The sequence below is a fragment of the Salegentibacter lacus genome (genome assembly GCF_020164555.1).
Taxonomy (GTDB): Bacteria; Bacteroidota; Bacteroidia; order Flavobacteriales; family Flavobacteriaceae; genus Salegentibacter; species Salegentibacter lacus.
In genome coordinates this window covers 12,404-38,329 of the sequence record NZ_JAIQZB010000013.1, presented here as the reverse complement: position 1 = coordinate 38,329, position 25,926 = coordinate 12,404, and the positions used below count along the sequence as shown (strand labels likewise).

Here is a 25,926-nt window from a genome sequence, read left to right as displayed (position 1 = left end):
TTCAGCAATTTTAAACTTCACCCCAATGAAGCAAATAGCTACGCCTGTTTTAAAAATCAACCGAGATTTTGAAATTATATCATGGAATTCCTCTGCAGAAAGTTTTGTGAGCGATAATTTCAGCAAAAGATTAAAAGCTCAACTGAGTATTACGAAGATTTTTTCTTCGGAAATTTCTAATAAACTCCAAAATTATTTTACATCTGGTGATGCTGTTTTTCAATGTGATTTTCTTTTTTCAGAAACAAAAAACTTAGAGTTAACATGCAGTCCTTGTTTAGATACTCAGGGAGCTATTGACGGTTTTTCTATATGTTTAAAATTAACATCTCAAACGAAGACTACATCGCCGGAGACTATTATCCAACTTAGAAATATTCTCGAAAATTCTTCTTTGGCCATTTTTTTAACTGATCCCGCTGGACCAATATTAGATGTAAATAAGGCAGCCTGTAGAATGTTCGGTTATACTTTTGAAGAGCTCACGAATTTAAGTCGTGAAGATATAATGCAAAAAAACACCGATTTGAAAGAGGCGGTTTGGCAACGAAATGAAACCGGGGAATTAAGGAGGGAATTAACAGGAATAAAAAAGAATGGCGAGACTTTCCCTTGTGAAGTACATTCGGTTATCTATACCAATAATGAAGGTAAAAAGAGAACCAGTACTGCAATTGTAGATATTTCAGAAAGAAAACATCAGGAGGTAATGGTCGAAAATAGTAAGCAGGCTTTTCAATCTCTTTTTGATTATAATCCCGATGCTGTTTATTCTTTCGATTTGAAAGGGAATTTCCTGAGTCTTAATGATGGTGCCACAAAACTTGGTGAAGCCACCAGGGAGGAATTACTTGATATGACTTTTCTCCCATTAATTCCAGCAAAAGATAGGGCTCGAGTTATGGATTATTTCAATAAAGCAGCCGCAGGGGAAATACAAAATTATCAAACCAATTTTGAAAGCTTAAAAGGGACAAAGAAGCTTATAGAAGTAACTAATTTTCCCATATATGTAAATAAGAAAATAACCGGGGTTTACGGAATTGCCAAAGACATCACTAAACAGATGGAAATAGAGCAGAAACTTCGGGAAGAACATAATATGTTCAGGGCAATTATAGATTATATTCCAGATCATATTTTTGTGGTAAATGAAAAGCACGAAACTATTTTAACCAACCATAGTTTTTATAAGAATTATTACGGGGTTGAAAATGAACAGGAAAGTTTAGGGCTAACGGCCTTAGAATTTTTTGAGAAAGAAGAAGCTATCAAAGTACTCGAAGATAACACACAGGTTATGAATAATGGTATTCCTGTAATCAATCGAGAGGATATAGTTCAGGATTTTAGAGGTGAAAAAAATTATAGCCTTTTGACCAAAGTCCCTTTTAAATTTGGAGATAATAAAAAAGGCCTGGTTGGGATTTCAAGGAATATTACTGAAATTAAAGAGAAAGAAAAGGCTTTAGAGGAATTAAACGCGGTGCTTAAAGAACATGCAGATGAATTGGCATTATCTAACAAAGAACTGGAACAATTTGCTTATATCGCTTCGCACGATCTTCAGGAGCCACTTAGGATGGTCACTAGTTTTCTTACGCAGCTTAAGAAAAAATACAATAATCAACTTGATGAAAAAGCACAGCAATATATTTATTTTGCTCACGATGGTGCTACCAGAATGCGCCAGATAATATTAGACTTACTTGAATATTCCAGGGTGGGTAGAGCAGCGTATAAAGTTACTGAAGTCAATATTAAAGATTTAATTTCAGAAGTTATATTGCTGCAGAAAAGATGCATAGAAGCGAAAAATGCTAAAATTGAAATAGGTCCCCTGCCCAATTTAAAGGCCGAAGAGGCTCCTCTAAGACAGTTATTTTCTAATTTAATAGGAAATGCCTTAAAATATCATTCAAAAGAGCGTGTGCCCAAAATAGGTATTTCAGCCATAGAAAAAGAAAATTACTGGGAATTTAAAATAAGTGATAATGGAATAGGAATCGAAGAAGAATTTAAAGAAAAGATATTTGTAATTTTTCAACGTTTGCACCCGCGTGAAGAATATGAAGGCACGGGAATAGGATTAGCGATTTGTAAAAAAATTGTAGAGCATTTTGGTGGGGAAATTTGGGTAGATTCAGTGTTCGGAAAGGGTAGTAGCTTTTATTTTACAATCCCCAAACAATTTTAGTATATTTACTAAAGAAGTAAGATTTAAAATGCTTTGATATTTTAAGACCAATGTTTTTGGTCTGTTCAATTTTATAGTTTTTGTTTTATCTTCATCCAATTATTCGGTTAATAAAATTCTTACATATAGTTTTAAATTATTTTAAATGAGGAAAAATTCCGGGGAATTAAAAATCTTGGTTATTGAAGACAACCCAGGTGATTTTATGCTTATTCAAGATTACCTGTCTGAAGAACACCATGCCCTGGAAATACAGCGTGCCGAAAACTTTAAAGTAGCGAAAGAAATTCTTCAGAATCATTCAAATTTCAATACCGTACTGCTCGATTTATCACTTCCAGATATTAATAATACCGAATTACTTGTAAAAAATATCCTCTCTATCTCAAATGGTGCTCCAGTAGTGGTGCTTACTGGGTATACAGATAAAGATTATGGCGCTAAAACCCTTTCCTGGGGAGTTTCAGATTATTTGTTGAAAGATGAAATTAATGCCTCTAATCTTTCAAAAAGCATCCATTATAGTATGGAGCGGAAGAAAGTACAGCGACAACTATACGAATCTGAAGAAAAATACCGCACCCTTTTTGATTCCAGTCCTTTGCCTATGTGGGTCTTAGACAGGCATACCTTAGAGTTCTTAAGCGTAAACCAGGCGGCAACTAAACTTTATGGCTATTCCCGAGAAGAATTCATGAAAATGACGGTTAGGGATTTATGGGCCGAAGAAGACGATAGAATTGAGAAAGTAGTTCAAGATAATTTTCATGAGTTATTTACTGTTAAAGTAAAGCATTTTACAAAAAATAGAGAGACTCTTTACATAGATGTGCAGAGCAACCCTATTTTATTTGGAGGCCGGGAAGCACGGGTTACGCTGGCGCATAATATAACTGAAAAGCTTAAGGCTGAAGAAAAGTTAAAACATAGTCAGCAACGTTTTAAGGCGCTTGTTCAGGATGGTAGTGATCTTATAAGTATTATAGATGAAAACTTTAATTATTCTTATATAAGCCCTAGTGTGGAGAATGTTTTGGGGGTAAATCCTGAAGGGATGGAAGGTAAGAATGTTTTTCAATATATGCATAAAGAAGACCGTGAACGAATAAAAGATAAAATTAAATATTTAGGAAAGAAAAAATCTTATCAATTACCATCTTATAGATATAAAGACGGCGCTGGAGGATGGCGCTGGTTGGAAACCATTATTAGCGATCTAAGACATGATTCCTCAATAAACGGTTTGGTAGCAAATTCAAGAGATATAACGAAATTCAAAATACAGGAAAGACAGTTAAGGGAAAGCCTGGAACGCTATGATATAGTTGCTAAAGCTACCAGCGACCTGATCACTGATTATAATATTGAAAAGGATGTTTTTCAGTATAGCAATGCGATTCACGAAATTTTCGGCTATTCTCAGAATGAATTAGGATTCTCGAAAAAATGGTGGCAGGAGCAAATTCATCCTGATGATAGATTACGCGTAGTTGAGGCTGCCAATTCAATTTATGAACGAGGGCAGAAATTATTAAACATTGAATACCGTTTTCAATGTTTAGATGGCAGCTATAAATATGTCCTGGATCGTAGCTATGTAATTACCGACGATAGTGGGAACCCATCACGTATAATTGGTTCTATACAGGATATTACCGAAAGAAGAAATTACATAAACGCTATAGAACGCAGTAACTCAAGACTTCGTGAAATTGCCTGGACACAGTCTCACGTAGTGAGAGCTCCTTTAGCAAGAATCATGGGTTTAATAGATTTGTTGAAGAACCAACGAAATAACCTCGATAATATTGAGGAAATCATAGATAATATCTTAAATTCGTCTGAAGAGCTTGATAAGGTGATTAGAAAAATCACGATTAAGACTGAAGAGGAATTCTAAGCTCCTGCCCTAAATTCTTTTATATGCTTGAAGTACTTATCGTAGATGACGATCAAATTGTGGTATTCATTCAAAAGAAAATGATGAACAATCACGAGATCGCTCAAAACCCTATTAGTTTTGGTAAGGCTGCAGATGCTTTAGATTATATTATACAAGAACAAAAGCTCTCTCAACAAAAAGATTTTCTTATTCTTTTAGACATTAATATGCCTAATATGAATGGCTGGGATTTTTTGAAATGTTTAGAAAGTCACGAACAAAAATCTAAATACCATGTTATTATGGTAACTTCTTCTATAGACAGGAAAGACAAAGAGAAGGCTAAAAACTTTAGTACGGTACGTTCTTTTATAGAAAAACCTATTTCTGCTTCAGATTGTGATAAGATTAAAGAAATTTCAGAAATAAGTCATTTTTTTGAGCCGGTTTAGACTCCCTTTTGCCTGGGTTCTGCATCATCAATTTTATCCTGGGCCCATTCTTTTTCTTCTTCCTCAGCTTCAGGTTTCTCTTGTTCCTGTTCGGCCCGGCGTTCAAAATTCAAATTAATATACATTGGAAAATGATCAGATCCCATAGGTTTTTCGCGTGCAATTTCTATTAAAGTAAAATCGTTGCTGTGAAAAACGTGGTCAAGCGGCCATCTCAAAAATCGATGACCAGCATGGAAAGTATTAAAAAACCCACGACCTATCCTGGGGTCTAATAAACCACTCATTTGCTGAAATAATCTGGTAGTTCTGGACCAGGCTACATCGTTTAAATCCCCAAAAACCAGAACGCTTTTATCCTGATCCTTTACATCTCTACCCAGCATTAGCAATTCGGCGTCACGGTTGGTAGAAGTATCGGCTTCAGAAGGACTGGGAGGTTTTGGATGCATACAGTGAATTCTAATTTTGCTATTATCATCCAACCGAACAAATCCATGAATAGAAGGAATATCATTTCTTACCAAATACCTAATTTCGGTTTCTTCTAACTTAAGTTTAGAGTAAAGATGCATTCCGTAGAGATTATCCTGCGGAACTTTTACGGTGTATTTATATTCTTTTTCCAATTCTTTTAAGGCATCTTCCCATTTCTTGTCAGATTCCAGGGTAAGTAGAATATCGGGCTGTCTTCTGTTTACAATTTCAAGAAGTTTATGGTATTTGTTGTTTGTGGTAAGTACATTGCTTACTAAAAGAGAAATATTATCGCTGGGATCTTCATCTTCAAATTCCATCACCTCTTTTTTCGCAAGCGAGGTATATGGATAAATTTTATGGAGTTGATAGATAAGACTCAGTATAAGCAAGCCAATGGCTATAAAATGAATTAGTTCAGAAAAATCAAAAACAATAATACCAATTATAATTACCGAGATAATAAGTATTGAAATTTGAATACGTGGAAAATCGAAAGCACGAATCCACCATTGATCAAAACGTGTGGCAGATGCCAGGCTGGGGATTAGAAATAATCCACAAAAAACAAGCATTATTATTTCTGAAATTTCCATAGATAATAAACTTAAAATTTATAAGATAATGCAAGGCCTTTAGTGTTTATTCCTGTGCCGTTAACATTAAAACTGGCCGTAGGATAAAGATCTATATTCTCTTTCCCTTTTTTGTGTAATTCAGGAATTAAGATTCCGCTTGCTGCGCCCACTATTGCACCTACAATATTATCGGTTAAAAAATGTTTACCCGCTTTTGTTCTCAAATAACCCATTAATACCGATACTCCTGTAGCACCGCCCCATACATAAGGGATAGCTTTAGAGTCTGGATGAAAATCATTAAAAATCTTAGCTGCAAAAAAACTTCCGGCAGAAGCTACCGCGGTGTGACCGGCAATAAAAGAGCGTTGCGCGCCACCTTCTGCACGCTCACCAAAAGGAAGATCTTCGTTGTAAACTAACGGCCTGCTTTTATCTATTAAACCGGCAGTAATTGTATAAAAAACACCGGTAGTAGCCATGGTTTCAACAAATAAAACACTTATTTGTCCAAAATTATTTCTCTCTGCCTCGCCGGGTAACAAAAACAGAGGTGCTCCCAAAGCAGCATAGAAAGGAATATAACTTAATGCATCGGCATTTTTAGAATAATTCCCTGCAGCCCAGCGATCTATTCCCCAAATATCATTTTTATCTAAAGCAGCAATTTCAGCTTCGGTAAGAGCTTCTTTATTTTGAATAAAAGTAAACCCTAGCACATTTAATCCCACAGCACCGGCAATATAGGCCCCATCTTTCCAACCATCAGTTTTATAGGGAGAATCTTGGGAATAACTATTATAACTAAGAGCGAAACAAAAAAGAATTAAAAGTAATTTCTTCATTAATCTGTTATTTATTGTAGGTTTAATTATTTTCAAATCTCTTAACTACATTATAAACACTGAAGTATTTAAGAAAAGAATAACAATATTCACAACATAATTAGACCATAAACAAATTTATAGATTAACATAAGTTTAATTCCTGTTGCAGCCAAAGACTTTCCAATTCTATCTAAAATACCGTAATTTTAGAATATGAAGAAGAAAGATTACAGACAGGGAAGCGGTTTTGTCTTTAATAAATTTGAAGAGCCTAAAAAATCACCATTTGACAGGTTATTCGAGGTTTTTAAGGAACTAATTACGCATACCTCAGGAGATTTAGATGAAGCTTTAGACTGGTTAAAACAGTTGGACGAAGAATATAAATTATCTACAGAAGATTATACGCTGGATGATTTTGTAGAAGATCTTAAAAAGAAAGGTTACATAAAAGAGGAGAATGAAGAAGAAGGCGGCGGAATGGCAATCACTGCTAAAACCGAACGTGCAATTAGAAAACAGGCTTTAGACCAAATCTTTGGAAAATTAAAGAAAAGTGCCTCCGGAAGCCATAGAACAAATCACGTAGGTAGAGGAGACGAACACACCGGCGATTTTAGGGCATTTCAATTTGGGGATTCGCCCGATAAGATTTCGGTAACCGAAAGTCTTCGGAATGCTCAAATTAACCACGGTATCGGGAATTTTAATATGACCGAAGAGGACTTGGTGATAGAAGAAACCCATTACAAATCTCGAATGAGCACGGTGTTAATGATAGATATCAGCCATAGTATGATTTTATATGGTGAAGATCGAATTACTCCGGCGAAAAAAGTAGCGATGGCTTTAGCCGAACTCATCACTACCCGATATCCAAAAGACAGCCTTGATATTATTGTTTTTGGGGATGACGCCTGGCCGGTTTCAATTGCTGATCTACCTTATCTTAAAGTTGGACCTTATCATACCAATACCGTTGCAGGTTTAAAACTGGCTATGGATATTCTTAGAAGAAAGCGAAGCACCAACCGTCAGATCTTTATGATCACCGACGGAAAACCGAGTTGCCTACATGAACGCGACGGCTCTTATTATAAAAATAGTATGGGACTCGATCCTTATATTCTGGGAAAATGTTATACAATGGCCCGGCAGGCGCGAAAATTACATATTCCCATCACCACGTTTATGATTGCGCAAGATCCTTATTTAATGCAGTTTGTAAGGGAGTTCACATACGCTAATCAGGGAAAAGCATTTTACACCGGCTTAAAAGGTCTCGGGGAAATGATTTTTGAGGATTACGAAACCAATAGAAAAAAGAGAATTAGAGGAAATTGATCAAACTCTCCGTTTTGGTTTACAACCAAACTTCCCCTCTTTATCTAAAGAGGAGAGCAGTCAAAGAAAAAATAATTGATAAGGAAACAGATACATACACGTCAGGAATTAAAAGGATATCGAAAAATCCTCAGAGAGAGCCTGACACCGGCTGAAGCTTTTCTATGGAATTTTTTAAAAGCCAGAAAGCTTGAAGGTAAAAGATTTACAAGACAACATAGTATTGGGAACTATATAGTAGATTTTTACTGTGCTTCAGAAAAATTAATTGTTGAATTGGATGGAGAAGTGCATTTAAATAGTACCGCAGAGGAAAAGGATTCAAAACGTTCGGAGTATTTACAAGGATTAGGATTTAAAGTTATTCGTTTTGAAAATAAAATGGTATTCGACTTTCTGCCTTCAGTATTAAAGGAAATTACAGATAGTTTTAAACCCAATTAAAGCTCCTCCCTTTTTTAAAGGGAGGTGGCTGAATTTTCATAAAAATTCAGGCGGAGGGTTTAAATAGCCATAGGATTTAAACAAAAATAAAAAATAATGAACATGAAAATAGAAAATATAAACACGCTTGGCGAATTAAAGAAATCCGGATATAAAAGTCGGGGAATTAAAGAGGAGCTCAGGGAAAATTTAATTGAAAAAATAAAGAAAAACGAACCTACTTTTCCCGGGATTCACGGTTATGAAGATAGTGTAATCCCGGAATTAGAACGGGCAATTTTATCACGACATAATATTAATTTGCTCGGTTTAAGAGGTCAGGCGAAAACAAGGCTCGCTCGTTTAATGGTGAATTTACTGGATGAATATATGCCGGTGATCCAGGGGTCAGAGATAAATGATGATCCGTTAAATCCAATTTCCCGTTACGCCACGGAACTGGTAAAAGAAAAAGCAGATGAAACCCCAATAAGCTGGGTTCATAGAGATGAACGTTTTTTTGAGAAACTGGCTACACCTGATGTTACGGTAGCCGATTTAATTGGGGATGTGGATCCCATTAAAGCTGCAAATTTAAAGTTGAGTTATGCTGATGATCGCGTAATTCACTTCGGAATGATTCCGCGCGCAAATAGAAGTATTTTTGTAATAAACGAGTTGCCCGATTTGCAGGCGCGTATCCAGGTGGCTTTGTTCAATATTCTTCAGGAAGGCGATATTCAAATTCGCGGATTTAAATTAAGATTACCACTAGATCTTCAATTTGTATTCACTGCAAACCCGGAAGATTATACCAATAGGGGAAGTATCGTAACTCCGCTAAAAGATAGAATTGGCTCTCAAATATTAACGCATTATCCAGATAGTATTGAGGTAGCGAAAACTATCACCGCCCAGGAAGCAAAACTCGATAAAAGACAAAGTGATTTGGTTCACGTCCCTGAACTCGCTAAAGATCTTTTGGAACAAATCAGTTTTGAAGCCCGTGAAAGTGAATTTATAGATGAAAAAAGTGGGATTAGCGCCAGGCTCAGTATCACAGCTTACGAAAACCTCTTAAGTACCGCAGAAAGGCGTTCGCTAAAATCTGGTGACGATCAAACCTTGTTGAGGTTTGGTGACTTTCTTGGAGTTGTTCCTTCTATTACCGGAAAAGTAGAACTCGTTTACGAAGGAGAGGAAGAAGGAGCAGCAAGTGTCGCACTTCAGTTAATAGGTGAGTCTGTAAAAACTTTATTTCCACTGTATTTTCCAAAAATAGAAAAACTGCAAAAACCAGATGAAACCACGCCTTATGACGATCTGGTTGAATGGTTTTTCGAAGAAAGCGGTTTTGAGTTACCCGATGATCTTACCGATGCGGAATACAAAAAGAAATTAGATTCTGTAAAACCTTTAAATGAGCTTATTAAGAAATACCAGCCTGAAATTTCAGAGAAAGACGCTTATTTTTTAAAGGAGTTTTTGCTTTGGGCATTGGTAGAATATAAGAAGCTTAGCAAACATCGTTTTGCCACAGGTGTTCAGTTTAAAGACCTCTACGGAAGTTATATAAGTGATCTTTAGGTAATTATTGAAATAAAACGAAAAAATACCCGGTTAAATTATTAATTGGGTATTTTTTTTATGGAATAAAAAGAAATTCATAATTCTTCTCCGAAAGCCTCCTTTTTGTTTTTATTACCCCTAAAATTATATACTTTTATCACCAGAATATGGTCAAAAATGAGGATTACAGAAAATATTAATTTCAGCACTTCAACAGGCATTTTCGGCCTTGGCACATCTGGCATGACTATTATTCGTATTACCCCTTTTGGGGTATAATTCTACATAGCACCTGCGTACACACCTGTTTTTTTAAAACAAAATCATTCTAATTTAACCAATCTGACTTATGAAAGTCCTAAAATTCGGAGGTACCTCTTTGGCATCTCCAGAGCGTATAAAACTCGTAGCTAAAACAGTACAAAAACATTTAAAGGAAGACAAAACCCTCGTAGTCTTTTCCGCATTTGGCGGAGTTACCAACGATTTGCTGGAAATGGCCGATCTTGCTTCCCGTGAAGATCTTGCCTACAAAGATATTCTTATAAAAAACGAAAAGAGACATCTTGAAGCGGTACGGGAATTAATCCCGGTAAATGCGCAAAGCAGTATTTTGAGCAAGGTAAAAACCGAATTAAATCGCCTTGAAACTTTATATGAAGGTGTTTACCTGCTTAACGAATTATCCAATAAAACACGCCACGTGGTAGCTGGTTTTGGGGAAGTTTTATCTTCATTAATTATTGCTGAATATTTCAAAAACCTGGGGATTAATTCTCAATATGTTGATTCGCGTGAACTTATTGTATGTAAAAATACGAATGAAAAGGTGCAGGTTAATTATCAGTTAACCAATAAAAATATCGACAAGTATTTTGCTGAAAAAGATGCTTCCCTGTATATAGCACCAGGTTTTGTTTCGCGAAACGAACAGGGGGTTCCAAGCACGCTCGGCCGAGGTGGTTCAGACTTTACAGCTGCGCTATATGGTGCTGCTTTAGATGTAAAAGAAGTACTTATTTATACTGATGTAAACGGCATGTACACGGCCAATCCGCAAATTGTGCCGCACGCTTATCCGCTTAAAGATATTTCTTACCAGGAAGCGATGGAATTGTCGCACTTTGGCGCAAAAGTCCTTTATCCGCCAACGCTTCAACCTTTGCTCGATAAACAAATTAATATACTTATTAAAAACACATTTAAACCCGATGAAGAAGGAACTTTAATTTCAAAATCTTCAGAAAAGAACTTCCGTTGGGTTACCGGGATTACCCATATAGATTCTATAAAGTTGCTGAATATTGAAGGCAGTGGAATGGTTGGCATCCCCGGTTTTTCCAAGCGTTTTTTCGAAGTGCTTTTCCAGGAAAACATTAATGTGGTTTTGATTACCCAGGCTTCTTCTGAACATAGTATTTGTATCGCGGTTAAAGATGATGAAGCTGAACTGGCTAAAGAAGCGCTCGATGAAGCTTTTGAAGTGGAAATTCAGTATAAGAAGATCAAACCGGTAGAGATTGAAGATAATGTTGCTATTGTAGCCCTAGTAGGGGACCGGATGAAAAGCCACCACGGTTTAAGCGGAAAAATGTTTAGTGCCTTAGGGAATAACAATATCAATATTCGGGCAATCGCACAGGGTTCTTCAGAACGTAATATTTCTGCAGTAATCGCTAAGAAAGATGTAAAGAAAGCGCTCAACACTCTACACGAGCAATTCTTTGAAGTGCCTTCAAAAGAACTCAATTTATTTATTACCGGCGTTGGAAATGTGGGAAGTAAATTATTAAACCAATTAAAGAAACAGGAGAAATTCCTATTGGAGAAGTTAAGACTGAAAGTTCGCGTACACGGACTCTCAAATTCAAGAAAAATGCTTTTTGATGAAAATGGTATTGATCTTCAAAACTGGGAAGAAGCTTTAGAGAAAGGAGAAAAAGCCGATAAAGCTGAATTCTTTAAAAAAGTTGACGAATTTAACCTTAGGAATAGCATTTTTGTAGATAACACCGCAAGTGCCGAAATTTCGGCCTGGTATAGAGAATATTTAGCGAATTCAGTTTCAGTTGTAACCTGTAATAAAATCGCCTGCGCCGATAGTTTTGAAAACTACCAGGAATTGCAAACCCTGGCCCGGGAATATGGAGCTTCATTTTTATATGAAACCAATGTGGGTGCAGGATTGCCAATTATTGATACCCTTAAAAACCTAATTGCTTCAGGGGATAGGATCACCAAAATACAGGCTGTGCTTTCCGGAAGTTTGAATTTCGTATTCAATACCTATAAAGGAGAAGATCCTTTTTATAAAACCGTTGAAATGGCGATGGAAGAAGGTTATACCGAACCCGATCCTAAAATTGATTTGAGTGGGGTAGATGTGGCGCGAAAAATATTAATTCTTGCCCGCGAAAGTGGATATGAAATGGAACTGGAAGATATTGAAAGTAAAGATTTCCTATCTGAAGAAAGTTTGGCGACCACCAATAATGAAGACTTTTTCGAACTCCTGAAAAAGGATGAACCTAAATTCCAGGAAATTTATAAATCGGCTGCTGAAAAAGGAGAACAGTTAAAATACGTGGCGCAACTCGAAGATGGAAAAGCTGTTGTAGGTTTACAATCGGTAGATGCTCAACATCCTTTTTATAACCTTAGCGGTAGCGATAATATCGTGTTATTCTTTACGGAACGTTATCCGGAACAACCTTTAATTGTAAAAGGTGCCGGTGCAGGAGCAGAGGTAACTGCTTCGGGAATTTTTGCTGATGTTATAAGAATAGGAAAGAAATAGGCTATGGATACAATAAAACTGTTTGCACCGGCAACTGTAGCCAACCTTTCCTGCGGATTCGACGTTTTGGGCTGTTGCTTAGACGGTGTGGGTGATGAGATGATCATTTCTAAAAATTCAGAACAGAAACTTAGAATTACCAAAATTACCGGTCAGGATCTTCCTTTGGAGGTTGATGAAAATGTGGCCGGGGTTTCTGCAAAAGCAATGTTGGCTGCCCTTGATAAAAAACAGGGTTTCGATATAGAAATAAAGAAAAATATTAAAGCCGGTAGCGGAATTGGGAGCAGCGCGGCTAGTGCTGCAGGTGCCGTTTTTGGAATCAATAAATTACTGGGAGAACCTTTTTCAGCAAACGAATTGATAAGATTTGCGATGGAAGGCGAACGTCTTGCCAGCGGAAATGCCCATGCCGATAATGTTGCACCGGCACTACTTGGCGGGTTTAGCCTGGTGAAAAGTTATGAACCGCTGGAAATTATAAGTTTACCAAGTTTACCGGAATTGCGAATGTTGGTGTTGCATCCACTAATCGAACTTAAAACCCGGGATTCTCGGTCAGTTATCAGGCAGAATGTTGAACTTAAAAAGGCAATTAGCCAATGGGGTAATTTAGCCGCTTTGGTAAGTGCGTTGTACACAAAAGATTACGAACTTTTAGGCAGGAGTTTAAAAGATGAAATTATAGAGCCGGTTCGTTCTATTTTAATTCCATATTTCGACGATCTTAAAGCTTTGGCTTCCGCCAACGGCGCTCTTGGTTTCGGGATTTCAGGATCTGGACCTTCTGTTTTTGCTTTGTGTAAAGGTGATACTGTTGCCGAAAAAGTGAAAGCCGAATTTCAGGAATTTTACCAGGATAAAAATATAGGTTTTGACCTGCATCTATCTAAAATCAATTCCGAAGGAATAAAAATACTTAACTAATGAAATATTTCAGCTTAAACGATAAAAATCATAAAGTTTCCTTCGAAGATGCAGTTGTTCGCGGACTTGCACCGGGAAAAGCACTCTATTTTCCAGAAGAAATCCCGGCTTTACCCAATGATTTCTTCCAGCACCTGGAAAAACTATCCAAAGAGGAAATTGCTTACGAAGCGATAAAACCGTTCGTTGGCGATGAAATTGATAAAAATAGTCTACAGGAAATCCTGAAAAAAACACTGGATTTTGAGTTTCCAGTAGTTCCGATTTCAGAAAATATTGGAACACTGGAGCTATTTCACGGACCAACGCTGGCATTTAAAGATGTAGGAGCAGGATTTATGGCAGGTTGCCTGGGCCATTTTGTAAAAAAAGGAAATCTGGGGAAAATCACGGTGTTGGTTGCTACTTCTGGTGATACCGGAGGGGCAGTAGCCAACGGATTTTTAGGAGTCGAAGGTATAGATGTAGTAATCTTATATCCTAAAGGAAAAGTAAGTGAAATTCAGGAAAAACAGCTAACTACTTTGGGTCAAAATATTACGGCATTGGAAGTTAATGGTAATTTTGACGATTGCCAGGATATGGTGAAAAAAGCATTTTCCGATTCAGAAATTAGTGAGAAACGCCAGCTTACTTCGGCTAACTCCATTAACGTAGCGCGCTGGCTGCCACAAATGTTTTATTATTTTTTTGCTTATAAACAATTGGCAGAAAAATCTCAAAAGCTGGCTTTTTCAGTACCTAGTGGGAACTTTGGAAATATTTGCGCCGGGATGTTGGCGGAAAAGATGGGGCTGCCTATTGATCATTTTATCGCTTCAAACAATGAAAATAATGTAGTTACCCGTTATTTGCAATCGCAGGAATATAGTCCAAAGCCTAGTGTGCAAACTATTTCTAACGCAATGGATGTTGGGAACCCAAGTAATTTTGTACGAATCCTGGAATTGTTTGAGAACGAATTTAAGCCGCTGTCAAAACAACTTTCTTCTTTTAGTTATTCTGATGAAGAAACCAGAAAAGCTATAAAAGAAGTAAAGCAGATGTATGATTATGTAATGGATCCCCACGGAGCGGTTGGCTATCTTGGTCTTCAGGAGTTTTTAACTAAAAACCCTGATTACCACGGTACATTTTTGGAAACGGCACATCCGGTTAAGTTTCTGGAAACTGTTGAGGAGGTGATAGAAGAAAAAGTGGAAATTCCTGCTTCGATTAAAGAAGCGATGGATAAAGCGAAGAAATCCATCGAAATTTCAGATTACTCTGAATTGAAGGAATATTTGATTCAGTAGTTTTATATAAAATTGTTTGGGAAGCTTGCTTTAATTATCGTCATTCTGAATTTATTTCAGAATCTAGGTTGAAATAATAGTTAGACCATGAAACAAGTCCAGGGTGACGTTAAAAAGGAAATAACTTCCCAAACAATTTATTACTTTAATACTTAGCAGGAACACCTTCTTCTGGAAGGCTGTTTTCTATAAATTCCCGAATATCTTCATTTGCATTTTTAAGATCCTCAGCTCTTAAATACATCATATGCCCGCTTTCATAACCTTTAAAACTAAGTCGGTCTTTCATTTTTCCGCTTGGGTCTAATTGCCACATCGTATATTTTGCATTGAAATAGGTAGTTGCACCATCAAAATACCCAGATTGTATCATTACATCTAAATTCGGGTTCTGAGCCATTGCCTGTCTTAGATTTTCACCGGTATTGTTACCGCCGCGATCCCAGGGATGTACAGGGCCAAACATAAAATATTTAAGGTCTGTCTCAAAATTGAGATCCTGTCTCAAGTAATGATTTATTGCCGGTGTAAACGAATGTAACCAGGAAGTCAGTTCAGCATTATAATCGGGAGAATCCCCGGATTCTTTAGCGTCTATTCCAAGATACCTGGAGTCAAGTCGGCCAATTGTGGTTCCTTCTTTTCGCTTTAATTCTTTCCAGAAAAAACGATAATCTACATCAAGGTTGTTTTGTAGAATAACCTCCTTAGAAATTCCGGAATAATAAGCCATTTTTTCGGCTGCTTTCTCTTTTTTAGCAGTTTCAGTAAAACCACCTTTTACGAGTATTGGCGTTAATTCATTTATAGTATAGCTTTCAACTTCTTCCAGTAAATCTTCTAATTCTTTATTCTGAAGCTCTGCCGGTAAAGCATCGTGATACCAGGCAGCGGCCGCGAAATAAGGCAATCTATTGGCGATACCTACGGGGCCGTCGCGTTCAATCCCAATTTCTGTAGGTGAAACTAAAATAACTCCGTTAAGATACATCCACTGGCTGTTTTGCAATTCTAATGCTAAGCCTGAAACACGAGTGGTTCCGTAACTTTCTCCAATAAGATATTTAGGCGATAACCAACGTTCGTTTCTACTCATAAAGGTATTTAGCCATTCTGCTAAATATTTAATATCGGCTTGTACGCCAAAGAACTTTTCTCTATCAACTTTTCCTTCTTCATCTGGAATAGGGCGGGAGTAACCGGTATTTACCGGGTTTACGTATACAATATCGGCAACATCTAAAATAGAATGTGGATTTTCTTTTATTCCGTAAGGTTGAACCGGAAAACCTTCATCATCGATTTTTAAGACCCTGGGACCGGTATAAGCGATATGCATCCATACTGAGGCTGAACCTGGTCCGCCATTAAAGGAAATAACCAATGGGCGGTTTTCGGTATTTTTTATATCGCTTCTTTTGTAATACGTATAGAATAAGCTGGCTATGGGTTCACCATCACTGTTCCAAACCGGCTGCATTCCCGTGGTAGCGGTGTAATCTATATTTTCTGAATTAATAGTTACCGAATGCTTGGTTGTTACCGTGGTATCAACCGGAATTTCGACTTTTTGGCTCGAGGCCGTGGCGATAAAAACAATTAAAAATAGAGGGGTAAAGATATTTCTCATGTGGTTCTAATTTTTTAGAACTGAAAAATACACTGAAATACACAATTCCCCAAATGTGCTAATCTTTATTATTAAGATTTTCGTCCCTGAAAATAATGATATAACTAAGAACAATCCCACCAATTGCGGCTAACAGGAAAAATAGCATTGCAAGACCTGGATATCCAAAAATAGTAAAATCTGAAGGAACCTGCATTAACATTGACGCACCTATAATCATTGCTGCTATAATTAAGCCTAAGGTAATGCGGTTGGCCACTTTCTGAAAACCATCGGTAACCCGTTTTTCATCAAAAGCTTCGATTTTAATTTTAAATTCGTTTTCAGCAAGGTTTTTTGAAATTATATTTAAACGATCGGGTAAATATTCCAGGAATTTCTTTGAGGCCAGGATGGATGAGAAGAAGTTTTCAGGCTTTAATTCTTCATACATTTTATCGCGCATCATTTTACTGGAGTGACGTTTTATAGCATCTCTAAGATCAAAATCGGGATCTAAAACAGCGATAATTTGATCCATATTTAAAAGGATCTTTCCTAGAATATTTACTTCTACAGGAAGGTGAATTCCGCAATTGGCTGCGAGTCGGTTTAATTGGATAAGCAGGCGGCCTGTTTGCATATCTTTTGCCCTACTATGCTCGCTATCCATTATAATATCGCTGATGGTCTTCCTGAAGAATTTTAAATTAGCATCTTCGGTAAGCTCACTCATACTTAACAAAACGCGAGCGGTTTCTTCGCCATTATTTTTACTAATAGCCATTAAAAGCTCTAAAATAAATTCTTTGATTGCCGGGCTGAACTTAGCCACCATTCCAAGATCTATAAGAGCAATTTTGTCATCTTTTGTAAATTGAATATTTCCCGGATGTGGATCGGCGTGTACAAATCCATCATTGATTACCTGCTGTAAATAGGCTTTTACCAGCTGATCTACAAGAGACGAATAATCTACTTCAATTTGTTTAAGTGGTGATATTGAAGTGATCTTTTTGCCTTCAATATATTCCATGGTGAGTACCTTGGCAGCAGAATAATCCTGAATAGGTTGCGGAACAATTAAATATTCAAAATCCTTTAAATTGTCACCAAGCGTGATTAAGTTTTGAGCTTCCCGATGGTAATCTAACTCCTGTAATAGAATACGTCTTAATTCGGTTAAAACATCATCAAAAGCATATTTTTGAGCGGTTGTACTATGTTTAACAGCAAGATCGGCCAGCTCTTTTAAAGTATCTAAATCTGAAAGGAACTGTTTTTTAATTCCCGGCCTTTGAATTTTTACCGCCACCGGTTTACCAGATCTTAGGGTAGCTTTATGCACCTGCCCAATAGAAGCGCTGGCAAGAGGTTCTTTATCAAAACTTTCAAAAGCTTTGGAGATCCTGGTTCCAATTTCTTCTTCCACAATACGATGTACTTCCTCATAAGGAATTGCCGGTACATCATCCTGTAAAGTAGCTAAAGCTTCTAAATAAGCGTCTGGAAGAAGATCTGGGCGGGTAGAAAGCAGTTGACCCATTTTTATATAGGTTGGGCCCATGTTTTTTAAGTCTTCAACAAGTTCATCGGGAGTTTGATCGTAAGTATGGTGGGCGTTATTTTTTTCTGAAGTTTCATCCATTGCTTGAGAAGCCGTGTTTGAAAACAAATCGCTGTTCCCATATTTTAGCATAAAACCTATAAATTTCCGGTAACGCAAAAGATTGTCAGGCAGTACAGACATATAATTATTGGTTGTAGGTTATTAATTTTAAAGATATCTATTTATAATTATAACACCAATAAGAGTAGAATTGCATCATATTTTTTTGGTATTATTTAAGAAAGCTTTTGAATGTTTTACAGAAATTAGGTTGGTAATCACTAAATTTCCTATTTTCAGTAATTAATTTTAATCATTCCTTATACTTAAATTTAGTGGGCAAAAACGGTAATTTTAATTTCAAGGAAAGGGTAGATCAATCTGCTTTGAGCAAACCATTGTTTTCCCGCCTGGATAAGGATATTCCTTCCAGTATTGTAGTGTTTCTTGTGGCTCTTCCTTTATGTCTTGGAATTGCCCTCGCTAGTGGTGCACCTTTGGTGTCGGGACTAATCTCTGGGATTATTGGCGGAATTGTAATAGGAAGTGTTAGTCATTCTTCGGTAAGTGTAAGTGGGCCTGCTGCCAGCTTAACAGCGGTGGTTTTAGCCTCTATAGCTTCTCTTGGAAGTTTTGATGTGTTTTTAATGGCTGTGGTGCTCGGTGGAATTTTTCAGTTTATTTTGGGAATTCTTAAAGCCGGACTTATTGCTGATTATATGCCTTCAAATATTATTAAAGGTTTACTTGCCGCCATTGGAATTATTTTAATCATAGCTCAATTGCCTTATGCTATTGGGTTTGTAGAAGATTCCGGTGCCAGTTTTGGTGTAAGAGATAATATGTTTGCACAGGCATCAGCTATGTTTAAAAACTTTTTTTACTCCCTGCATCCCGGTGCGGTAGTTTTATCGTTAATTTCACTTGCCATCATTATATTCTGGGAGAAAAGTCCGTTGAAAAACTTTAAGCTTTTACCGCCATCTTTAATTGTGGTAATTCTTGGCGTATTTTTAAACCTGCTTTTTAAATATATCGCACCGGTTCTTCATTTAGGAGAAGAATATTTGGTGAATATTCCGAAAATAGACAGGGTAAGCGAACTTGTTACCTTTCCAGATTTCAATTCAATTACCAATCCAGAAGTTTGGGGTGTGGCAATTACGATAACACTTATTGCTTCTATAGCCAGTTTATTGGCCATTGAAGCTGCAGATGAGATTGACCCACATAAACGAAAAACTCCACCCAACCGGGAATTAGTTGCCCAGGGAGTTGGGAATACTTTAGCGGGATTGGTAGGTGGTATTCCATTAACCTCGGTGATTGTTAGAAGTTCAGTAAATATAAATGCGGGTGCCGAAACAAAGCTTTCCACAATTTTACATGGGATTTTTCTCCTATTAAGCGTTTTATTTCTAAGTACCATTCTGAACCTTATTCCGCTTTCCAGCCTGGCAGTTATTTTGTTGGTAGTTGGTTATAAACTGGCTTCGTGGGATGTAATTAGCACGATGTATAAAAAGGGATGGAACCAGTTTATTCCTTTTGTGGTAACCGTGGTGGCAATTATTCTAACCGATCTATTAATTGGTATATTCATAGGCTCGCTGGTGAGTATTTTCTTTTTACTTCGTAGCAATTATCATAATGCCTTTTTTATTGAAAACACTAAGATTTTTAGAGGAGAAACCATAAGGCTGGAGCTTTCTAACGAAGTTTCATTTTTTAATAAAGCTTCGATTAAAAACAGTCTTTGGCATGTTCCGAAAAATTCTAACGTGATCATTGATGCAACTTTTGCCAGCTATATAGACCACGATATTTTAGAGATTTTTGAAGATTTTAAAACTACTTTCGCCGAAGAGAATAATATAAATGTAAGTATCATTGGGCTTAAAGATAAATATTCGGCAGGGAAGGAATTGGACTTTGTTCGGGAAGATATTGAAGAATCTAAAGAAAAATCTACTCCACACGAAATTCTTGAATATTTAAAGGATGGAAATTCTCGTTATATAGATGGAAAACTCGTTTCCAGACGCCTGCGGAATAAAGAATTAATGGATTTTATTAATTCGCCACCCCTTGCTACCGTTGTTAATTGTATAGATTTGAGAGAGCCTTTAAATGTGATGATGAATACCGGAATTGGGGATCTGATTCCAATTAGGGCGGCCGGAAACCTGGTAGATAGCCATATCATTAAAAGTATAGAAATTGCCTGTAAGCAGCAGGGAGCTCGTTTGATTCTGATGATGGGAAATTCTTCTAATAAAATTTATTTGGAAGCTTTGAAGGAGTATAAGGAAAATGGATACCAAAACCCTGATTCGCTAATTGTTGAAGCTTTAAAAGCAAAACAAATTCCTGCTCAATTAGAGGAGAAAGATTTTTACATTTATGCCGATCTTTTGACAAGATGGAGCCTTAAAGAATCACAGAAAAGAATTATGAAACAAAGTCAATACCTAAACCAACGAATTACTCAAGGTAAAATAGGCCTGGCCACTGCATTTTTTCATCGTGAAAATGGGAATATTGAATTTTCTGAATTATACGATCCCACAAAGGTTTCTTAATACGAAAGCGCTTCGTTTAATCTATTTATATTCACAGGGTTCCCAAAAATATATAATAAATCCCCTTGTTTAATCTTGGTATCTGGAAGGATTTCGGTTATGTATTGGGTATCTCTTTTTATTGCCAGCACGGTAACCCTAAAATTCTTACCAATTCCTGAGGTTTGAATACTTTTCCCCACAATATCACTGTTATTTTGCTGAACACTTAAAGTTACAATTTCACGATTGGGAATGTGCAAATGTTGTAATGAGGGTTTATGGGGCCTGCCTTTTACTGATGTTAACATCTCATAGTCTGAAGAGCGTATGCTCGCGGTAAAATCCATTATTTCGTTATAGGGCACTAGGTATTTTTTAAGTACACGATTAAAGATTTCAATAGAAGTTTCAAATTCTTCCGGGATCACTTCATCGGCACCCAGTTTAATATTTTCTTCAATCTCTCTAACGTAGCGTGTTCTTACAATAATAAAAGCGGTTTTAGAATATAAACGCACATTGCTGATAATCTTTTTAGTTGCACCGGGATCTGAAATAGCAATTACTACAACACGGGCATCCTGAACGTGAAGATGTTTCAAGATTAGCGAGTTTGTAGCATCCCCAAAAATTATAGGTTCATTGTTATTCTTTGCTTTTTTAAATGTAACCGGATCGGTATCTAAAATCACATAGGGAATTTCAGCGTTTCGGGCTGCTTTCGCAATATTTTCACCGTTAATTCCGTAGCCGATAATAATTAAATGATCTTCCAGGTTCTTTGCTTCCTGGGTTTCATCAGTAGTTTTATGTTTATTAAGACTTTCCAATCTATGTCTTACTGAAGATGGGACCCTGGCCTTTAAAATTGAATACGTAATTTTTGGCGCGGCTGCTATTAGAAAAGGGGTCAAGCCCATAGTAATGATCGAAATTGCCAGGAAATACTGGTAAATACTATCTGGAATAATATTATTATCCAATCCAACTCCGGAAAGCAATAAAGAAAACTCCCCTACCTGGAATAAGCTAAATAAACTTAAAAAGACTGTTCTTGGAGGGTATTTAAGCAACATAACCGTTAAACCCACTACCAACATTTTTAAAAATACAACTCCAATGACCAGGAGCAGGATCATTAAAATGTTTTGGATGAAGAATTCTAAATTCAGCAATGTTCCTACCGAGATAAAAAAGAAGCTAATAAAGATCTCTCTAAAAGGCAAAACATTTACGGTAGCCTGGTGGCTGTATTCCGATTCAGAAATAATAAGTCCCGCAAAAAAAGCACCTAAAGCCAGCGATAATCCAACCGAAGAAGTTAGCCACGCAATGGCAAAACAGAAAACTACAGTAGTTAAAATAAAAAGTTCTTTACTTTTTGTTTTTACCACCATACTAAAAATTCGAGGTACAATATACCGCGCCAATAAATAGATTACTACGCCAACTCCAACAATTTTAGCGATAAGTATAAGCACAGTGGTAAGAAGATCGCCACCGTCACCTGCCAAAATCGGGGTAAGCAACATCATAGGAACCACGATTATATCCTGGAAAATAAGAATACCAAGTGCCACCCGACCGTGAGGAGCGGTAATTTCGCCGCGTTCCTGAATAAGCTTTAAAACAATTGCCGTACTACTTAAAGAGAATAGAAACCCTAAGAATACAGCGGAATTTAAAGGTAAACCAAAAAAATACGCAACTATTGTGGTAAACAGAATAGTACCACCAACCTGAAGACCACCGCCAATTAAGACCGTGTTTTTCATGGCAAGAAGCTCTTTTATCGAGAGTTCAATTCCAATAACAAAAAGCAGGAAAATAATCCCAATTTCAGAAAGTAATTCTACTTCGTGTGAGGAACTTATAAGATTGAAAGCATGTGGGCCTGCAATAATTCCCGCCAGAAGAAATCCCAGGATTGATGGCACTTTTATCTTTTGAAATAAAAGGATAATCAAAATTGAGAGTCCCAGAATAATAACAATATCCTGTAAGATAGGAATTTCCATAAATTAATCTTCAAGTTGGTTAGCCGCCCTAATTTAGTAGATAAAACCCGATTATGGAAATAAAAAGCGGCGGGAATTCCCGCCGCTACAAATACTTAAATTAAAATCTATTAACCTTTTAACCAAGCATTTCTAAGTTTTACTTCTTCGCTGCTTTCGGGCAGGTCTTTTTCAGTAATTGTAGTATCGGTATCTGTGGGCTGTGCTGTAGTGGCAGTAAGTTCTAGCTCTTCCCCGTCTCGAATCACTACAAAAGTAACTTCCTGACCTTCTTCCCAGGATTCAGCTTTCATAATTAGATTATAAACATTTTGAATATTATATTCTTCACCGTTTACAGATTTAATTATATCGCCACCTTCAATACCAAGTTCCTGTAAAAAGGAATTAAACTGAATATTTTCTCTAAAGAATAATTCACCTTTAGCAGGGTCACCATCTATATATGGGGTTTGTCCTTTTATAAAGTAGCCGGTGTTGATTTCAGTTTCAGATTCTTCAAGACCTACTTTTGCGAAAAATTCATTGTATGGAATTGGCGTAGAGCCGCTAACATACGTTTCCAGGAAAGTTCTTATTTCAGGATAGGTGAGTTCAACGATATCATCAAATAATTCTTCATCTTCAAAAGGTTTATCCATTCCGTATTTATCGCTAAGCGCTTTCATAAGGTCAAGAATTCCCATTTCTCCATTGCTTAATTCCCTTAAACGAATATCCAAAGCCATCCCAATTAGAGCTCCTTTTTGATATACATTATAATAACTGTCTTTGTAAGGATCTTCCAGGATATTTTTGCTCATTTCAGTAAATGGCATCGTGTCGTCAAACTGTTGTGCCGATTTTATCTTATCTGAAATCCTATCGTAAAAATCCTGCTTTTCTATAAGCTCCTGATTGATTTGAAAAAGGTTTGCGAAATATTCAGTCACACCTTCATACATCCATAAGTGTTGAGACATTTTAGGATCGTTATAATCAAAATAATGAACTTCTTCAGAATGAACGTTTAGCGGAGTCAAAATGTGAAAGAATTCGTGCGAAACCACATCAGTCATTGTCTTTTGCAATTGTTCAGGTTGCATAGATTCAGGAAGAACAACTACGGTAGAAGTATGATGCTCTAAAGCACCAAAACCACGAGCATCCTGAGTTTCACTATCTGAAAGATATAATAAAATGGCATATTTTCCGGTATTATCTACTTCACCTAAAAAGCGTTTCTGCGCGCTAATCATTTCTTCAATCCCGGGTTTTATACTTTCTGAAGTATATTTTTCGTTGGGAGAATAAACATTGATAAGTACTTCCATGCCTTCTATCATAAAACTGGTAGTATCGGGTTTGGCGTACATAATCGGGTTGTCTATAACTTCAAAATAGCGACCTAAAGAATAAATATCTTCTTTAAACGACATATCTTCTGAAGCTGCAACCGTTTTGCTTAAGGCCGTCCCGGGAATAAGATCCTGCGGTCTTTTAATTTCTAAACGATACGGTTCTTCCTGTTCATTTTCGAAATACCCAACAAAACCGTGCAGGTTAAGCATAAAGTTTTCTCCGGCTTCAATATTAGTTCCCGATGGTGAAAAAACACCTTCTTCACCTTCAATATCATAAGTATCGTTAACCTGATAGCTTACTTTATCTAAGTTTGCGGCGTTTGGAATAGTCCAGGAATTATCGTCAATTTTTTCAAACTCCAATTCATTTCCATCATAATCTAGGGCTTTAAAATTTTCGATAAATTTTCCGTAGTTATCGGTAGAGTAGGTGCCGGGAACGGTTTTAGGAATGTAAAAGATAGTATTTTCAGTAGTGAACCTATCGGGATCAACAATTACCGAAACTTTGTCTTCCTCAACATTTACAAGGTCTATGCTTGCAATTACCGGTTGAGCTTTCTCTGAGGTTTGTGTGGTTTTACAGCTGTAAAGTGCGCCAATAAAGGCCAGCGTATAAATAGCTTTTTTCATTGATAAACGTTTCTTTATATAATAGGACTCTAAAAGTGCGTAAACGTTACATCTATCAAGGAAAGAATTGGGATTTATATAAAATTGGGTATTAAAAAACCGCTGATAAATTCAGCGGTTTTTTAAGTTTATTAAGAGAATAAATTACTCTCTAATATGACCTTCACCTAAAACATAATATTTATTGGTAACCAATTGTTTTAAACCAAGTGGCCCACGGTGGTGAAGTTTATCGGTACTAATAGCGAGTTCTGCTCCAACGCCCATTTGACCACCATCGGTGAAACGGGTGGAAGCGTTATGATAAACAGCGGCGCTATCTACCTGCTCCATAAAGTTTGCGGCTTCTTCCTTATCTTTTGTAATAATCACGGCAGAGTGCCCACCTGAATATTTATTGATCTTATCCATTGCGGCGTCAGTGCCATCTATAGCTCCAAGTACAATTCTCATTGCAAGAAATTCTTCGTACCACGTGTCTTCTGAAGGTATTTTTTCTTCATTTGGAAGTACTTTGGCGATATCATCATCTACCTGAATCTGTACTTTGTTTTGAGTGAACATATCATAAAGTTCTTTTACTCTTTTTTCAAAGTCTGGAAGGTTTTTATCGATTAATACCTTATCTAATGCATTACATCCTGAAATCTTATCGATTTTAGCATTCAGCATTACTTTTTTAGCGGTATCAAAATCGGCGTTTTTAGAAACATAAAGGAAATTATTTCCTCGTCCGCTTACCAGTACAGCACCAGTGGAATGTTCTTTTACAAATGCGATAAGTTTCTCTCCTCCTCTTGGCACCACTAAATCGATATGCTGTGGTGGATTTTTAAGGAATTCCTGGGTTTCGGTTCTATTCATTTGCAATAACTCGATCCAGTCTTTTTCTAAACCGTTTTCCTGAAGCGCTTCGTGCCAGCATTCCTCAAGAATTCTGTTGGAGAAATTGGCTTCTTTCCCACCTTTTAGATAGATTTTGTTATTTGCTTTAAATGCAAGCACCGCAGCTTCAATTGTTACATCGGGACGAGATTCATAAATAATCATAATCGTTCCAAATGGTGCGGTTTTATTGGTGATGTCTAATCCGGTGTCCAATCTTCTATGCTCTATAGTTTGGCCTACAGGATCTTCCTGGTCCATAACTTCTTTTACAGAGCGCATCATATCGTCTACCTTGGCATTATTTACTACCAATCTATCACGCATAGCCTGATCTCCATCGCCAAAAGCGTCAAGATCTTTTTTATTTGCGGCTACAATTTCCTCACGTCTTTTATCCAGGATATTGATCATGGATTGCAGGACGTTATTTTTGGTTTTAGAATCTAATAATTTCATTACTTAAATATATTTTAGTTTGATTAAACTTCAATTTT

At 36.8% G+C, this 25,926-nt stretch carries 17 protein-coding genes; 10 read left to right on the top strand and 7 right to left on the bottom strand.

Annotation, left to right across the window (positions count from 1 at the left end):
* Positions 1-25: 25 nt before the first annotated feature.
* From LB465_RS11785 to LB465_RS11775, 3 genes are all read left to right on the top strand, one after another.
* Positions 26-2,197, top strand: a complete 2,172-nt coding sequence (locus LB465_RS11785; RefSeq protein ID WP_224470065.1) for a PAS domain-containing sensor histidine kinase — start codon at positions 26-28, stop codon at positions 2,195-2,197.
* A gap of 145 nt (positions 2,198-2,342) precedes the next feature.
* Entirely contained in the window at positions 2,343-4,097 is a 1,755-nt protein-coding gene (locus LB465_RS11780; RefSeq protein ID WP_224470064.1) for a PAS domain S-box protein, read from the top strand.
* 23 nt (positions 4,098-4,120) lie between these two features.
* Positions 4,121-4,531 carry a response regulator gene (locus LB465_RS11775; RefSeq protein ID WP_224470063.1) on the top strand — a complete coding sequence of 137 codons (411 nt, stop codon included), beginning with the start codon at positions 4,121-4,123 and terminating at the stop codon, positions 4,529-4,531.
* Here the strand turns inward: LB465_RS11775 and LB465_RS11770 are convergent.
* Both LB465_RS11770 and LB465_RS11765 read right to left on the bottom strand, forming a co-directional pair.
* A complete protein-coding gene (locus LB465_RS11770; RefSeq protein WP_224470062.1) occupies positions 4,528-5,604 on the bottom strand; it encodes an endonuclease/exonuclease/phosphatase family protein in 1,077 nt (358 codons plus the stop codon). The two genes, LB465_RS11775 and LB465_RS11770, sit on opposite strands and share 4 nt — an antisense overlap.
* An 11-nt stretch (positions 5,605-5,615) precedes the next feature.
* Complete coding sequence (locus LB465_RS11765) at positions 5,616-6,431, bottom strand: phosphatase PAP2 family protein (RefSeq protein WP_224470061.1); 816 nt, start codon at positions 6,429-6,431, stop codon at positions 5,616-5,618.
* Between the two features lie 195 nt (positions 6,432-6,626).
* On the opposite strand from LB465_RS11765, the gene LB465_RS11760 reads away from it, so the two are divergent.
* The 6 genes from LB465_RS11760 (at position 6,627) to thrC (ending at position 14,768) form a co-directional block, all read left to right on the top strand.
* On the top strand, positions 6,627-7,757 hold the full coding sequence (locus LB465_RS11760; protein ID WP_224470060.1) for a vWA domain-containing protein: 1,131 nt from the start codon (positions 6,627-6,629) through the stop codon (positions 7,755-7,757).
* 78 nt (positions 7,758-7,835) lie between these two features.
* Entirely contained in the window at positions 7,836-8,201 is a 366-nt protein-coding gene (locus tag LB465_RS11755) for an endonuclease domain-containing protein (protein WP_394370933.1), read from the top strand.
* A gap of 102 nt (positions 8,202-8,303) precedes the next feature.
* Positions 8,304-9,767 (top strand): magnesium chelatase, encoded by a 1,464-nt coding sequence (locus tag LB465_RS11750; protein ID WP_224470058.1) that lies wholly within the window; start codon positions 8,304-8,306, stop codon positions 9,765-9,767.
* A 331-nt stretch (positions 9,768-10,098) separates the two neighbouring features.
* Positions 10,099-12,546 carry a bifunctional aspartate kinase/homoserine dehydrogenase I gene (gene thrA, locus LB465_RS11745; protein WP_224470057.1) on the top strand — a complete coding sequence of 816 codons (2,448 nt, stop codon included), beginning with the start codon at positions 10,099-10,101 and terminating at the stop codon, positions 12,544-12,546.
* 3 nt (positions 12,547-12,549) lie between these two features.
* Entirely contained in the window at positions 12,550-13,473 is a 924-nt protein-coding gene (locus LB465_RS11740) for a homoserine kinase (RefSeq protein WP_224470056.1), read from the top strand.
* The gene (thrC, locus tag LB465_RS11735) at positions 13,473-14,768 is read left to right on the top strand and encodes a threonine synthase (RefSeq protein WP_224470055.1); all 1,296 of its coding nucleotides are present in this window, start codon (positions 13,473-13,475) and stop codon (positions 14,766-14,768) included. The genes LB465_RS11740 and thrC overlap by 1 nt, the downstream gene beginning before the upstream one ends.
* Positions 14,769-14,913: 145 nt before the next feature.
* Here the strand turns inward: thrC and LB465_RS11730 are convergent, their stop codons facing one another.
* Together LB465_RS11730 and LB465_RS11725 are read right to left on the bottom strand one after the other, a co-directional pair.
* Entirely contained in the window at positions 14,914-16,398 is a 1,485-nt protein-coding gene (locus LB465_RS11730) for a S10 family peptidase (RefSeq protein WP_224470054.1), read from the bottom strand.
* A 58-nt stretch (positions 16,399-16,456) separates the two neighbouring features.
* The gene (locus LB465_RS11725) at positions 16,457-18,127 is read right to left on the bottom strand and encodes an ABC1 kinase family protein (protein WP_224470053.1); all 1,671 of its coding nucleotides are present in this window, start codon (positions 18,125-18,127) and stop codon (positions 16,457-16,459) included.
* 194 nt (positions 18,128-18,321) lie between these two features.
* On the opposite strand from LB465_RS11725, the gene LB465_RS11720 reads away from it, so the two are divergent.
* Positions 18,322-20,568: a bifunctional SulP family inorganic anion transporter/carbonic anhydrase gene (locus LB465_RS11720; protein ID WP_224470052.1), complete on the top strand. Its 2,247-nt coding sequence runs from the start codon at positions 18,322-18,324 to the stop codon at positions 20,566-20,568.
* Here the strand turns inward: LB465_RS11720 and LB465_RS11715 are convergent.
* The 3 genes from LB465_RS11715 to LB465_RS11705 all read right to left on the bottom strand — a co-directional run bounded on the left by LB465_RS11715 (position 20,565) and on the right by LB465_RS11705 (position 25,888).
* On the bottom strand, positions 20,565-22,568 hold the full coding sequence (locus LB465_RS11715) for a monovalent cation:proton antiporter family protein (RefSeq protein WP_224470051.1): 2,004 nt from the start codon (positions 22,566-22,568) through the stop codon (positions 20,565-20,567). The genes LB465_RS11720 and LB465_RS11715 overlap by 4 nt on opposite strands.
* 110 nt (positions 22,569-22,678) lie before the next feature.
* Positions 22,679-24,544: a M61 family metallopeptidase gene (locus tag LB465_RS11710; RefSeq protein WP_224470050.1), complete on the bottom strand. Its 1,866-nt coding sequence runs from the start codon at positions 24,542-24,544 to the stop codon at positions 22,679-22,681.
* Positions 24,545-24,688: 144 nt separating this feature from the next.
* A complete protein-coding gene (locus LB465_RS11705) occupies positions 24,689-25,888 on the bottom strand; it encodes a glutamate-5-semialdehyde dehydrogenase (RefSeq protein WP_224470049.1) in 1,200 nt (399 codons plus the stop codon).
* Positions 25,889-25,926 lie beyond the last annotated feature (38 nt).

Excerpts from the sequence above, each read along its gene's own strand:
- LB465_RS11785 (WP_224470065.1), top strand. The coding sequence starts at position 26 with ATGAAGCAAATAGCTACGCCTGTTTTAAAAATCAACCGAGATTTTGAA.
- LB465_RS11780 (WP_224470064.1), top strand. The coding sequence starts at position 2,343 with ATGAGGAAAAATTCCGGGGAATTAAAAATCTTGGTTATTGAAGACAAC.
- LB465_RS11775 (WP_224470063.1), top strand. The coding sequence starts at position 4,121 with ATGCTTGAAGTACTTATCGTAGATGACGATCAAATTGTGGTATTCATT.
- LB465_RS11770 (WP_224470062.1), bottom strand. The coding sequence starts at position 5,604 with ATGGAAATTTCAGAAATAATAATGCTTGTTTTTTGTGGATTATTTCTA.
- LB465_RS11765 (WP_224470061.1), bottom strand. The coding sequence starts at position 6,431 with ATGAAGAAATTACTTTTAATTCTTTTTTGTTTCGCTCTTAGTTATAAT.
- LB465_RS11760 (WP_224470060.1), top strand. The coding sequence starts at position 6,627 with ATGAAGAAGAAAGATTACAGACAGGGAAGCGGTTTTGTCTTTAATAAA.
- LB465_RS11750 (WP_224470058.1), top strand. The coding sequence starts at position 8,304 with ATGAAAATAGAAAATATAAACACGCTTGGCGAATTAAAGAAATCCGGA.
- thrA (WP_224470057.1), top strand. The coding sequence starts at position 10,099 with ATGAAAGTCCTAAAATTCGGAGGTACCTCTTTGGCATCTCCAGAGCGT.
- LB465_RS11740 (WP_224470056.1), top strand. The coding sequence starts at position 12,550 with ATGGATACAATAAAACTGTTTGCACCGGCAACTGTAGCCAACCTTTCC.
- thrC (WP_224470055.1), top strand. The coding sequence starts at position 13,473 with ATGAAATATTTCAGCTTAAACGATAAAAATCATAAAGTTTCCTTCGAA.
- LB465_RS11730 (WP_224470054.1), bottom strand. The coding sequence starts at position 16,398 with ATGAGAAATATCTTTACCCCTCTATTTTTAATTGTTTTTATCGCCACG.
- LB465_RS11725 (WP_224470053.1), bottom strand. The coding sequence starts at position 18,127 with ATGTCTGTACTGCCTGACAATCTTTTGCGTTACCGGAAATTTATAGGT.
- LB465_RS11715 (WP_224470051.1), bottom strand. The coding sequence starts at position 22,568 with ATGGAAATTCCTATCTTACAGGATATTGTTATTATTCTGGGACTCTCA.
- LB465_RS11710 (WP_224470050.1), bottom strand. The coding sequence starts at position 24,544 with ATGAAAAAAGCTATTTATACGCTGGCCTTTATTGGCGCACTTTACAGC.
- LB465_RS11705 (WP_224470049.1), bottom strand. The coding sequence starts at position 25,888 with ATGAAATTATTAGATTCTAAAACCAAAAATAACGTCCTGCAATCCATG.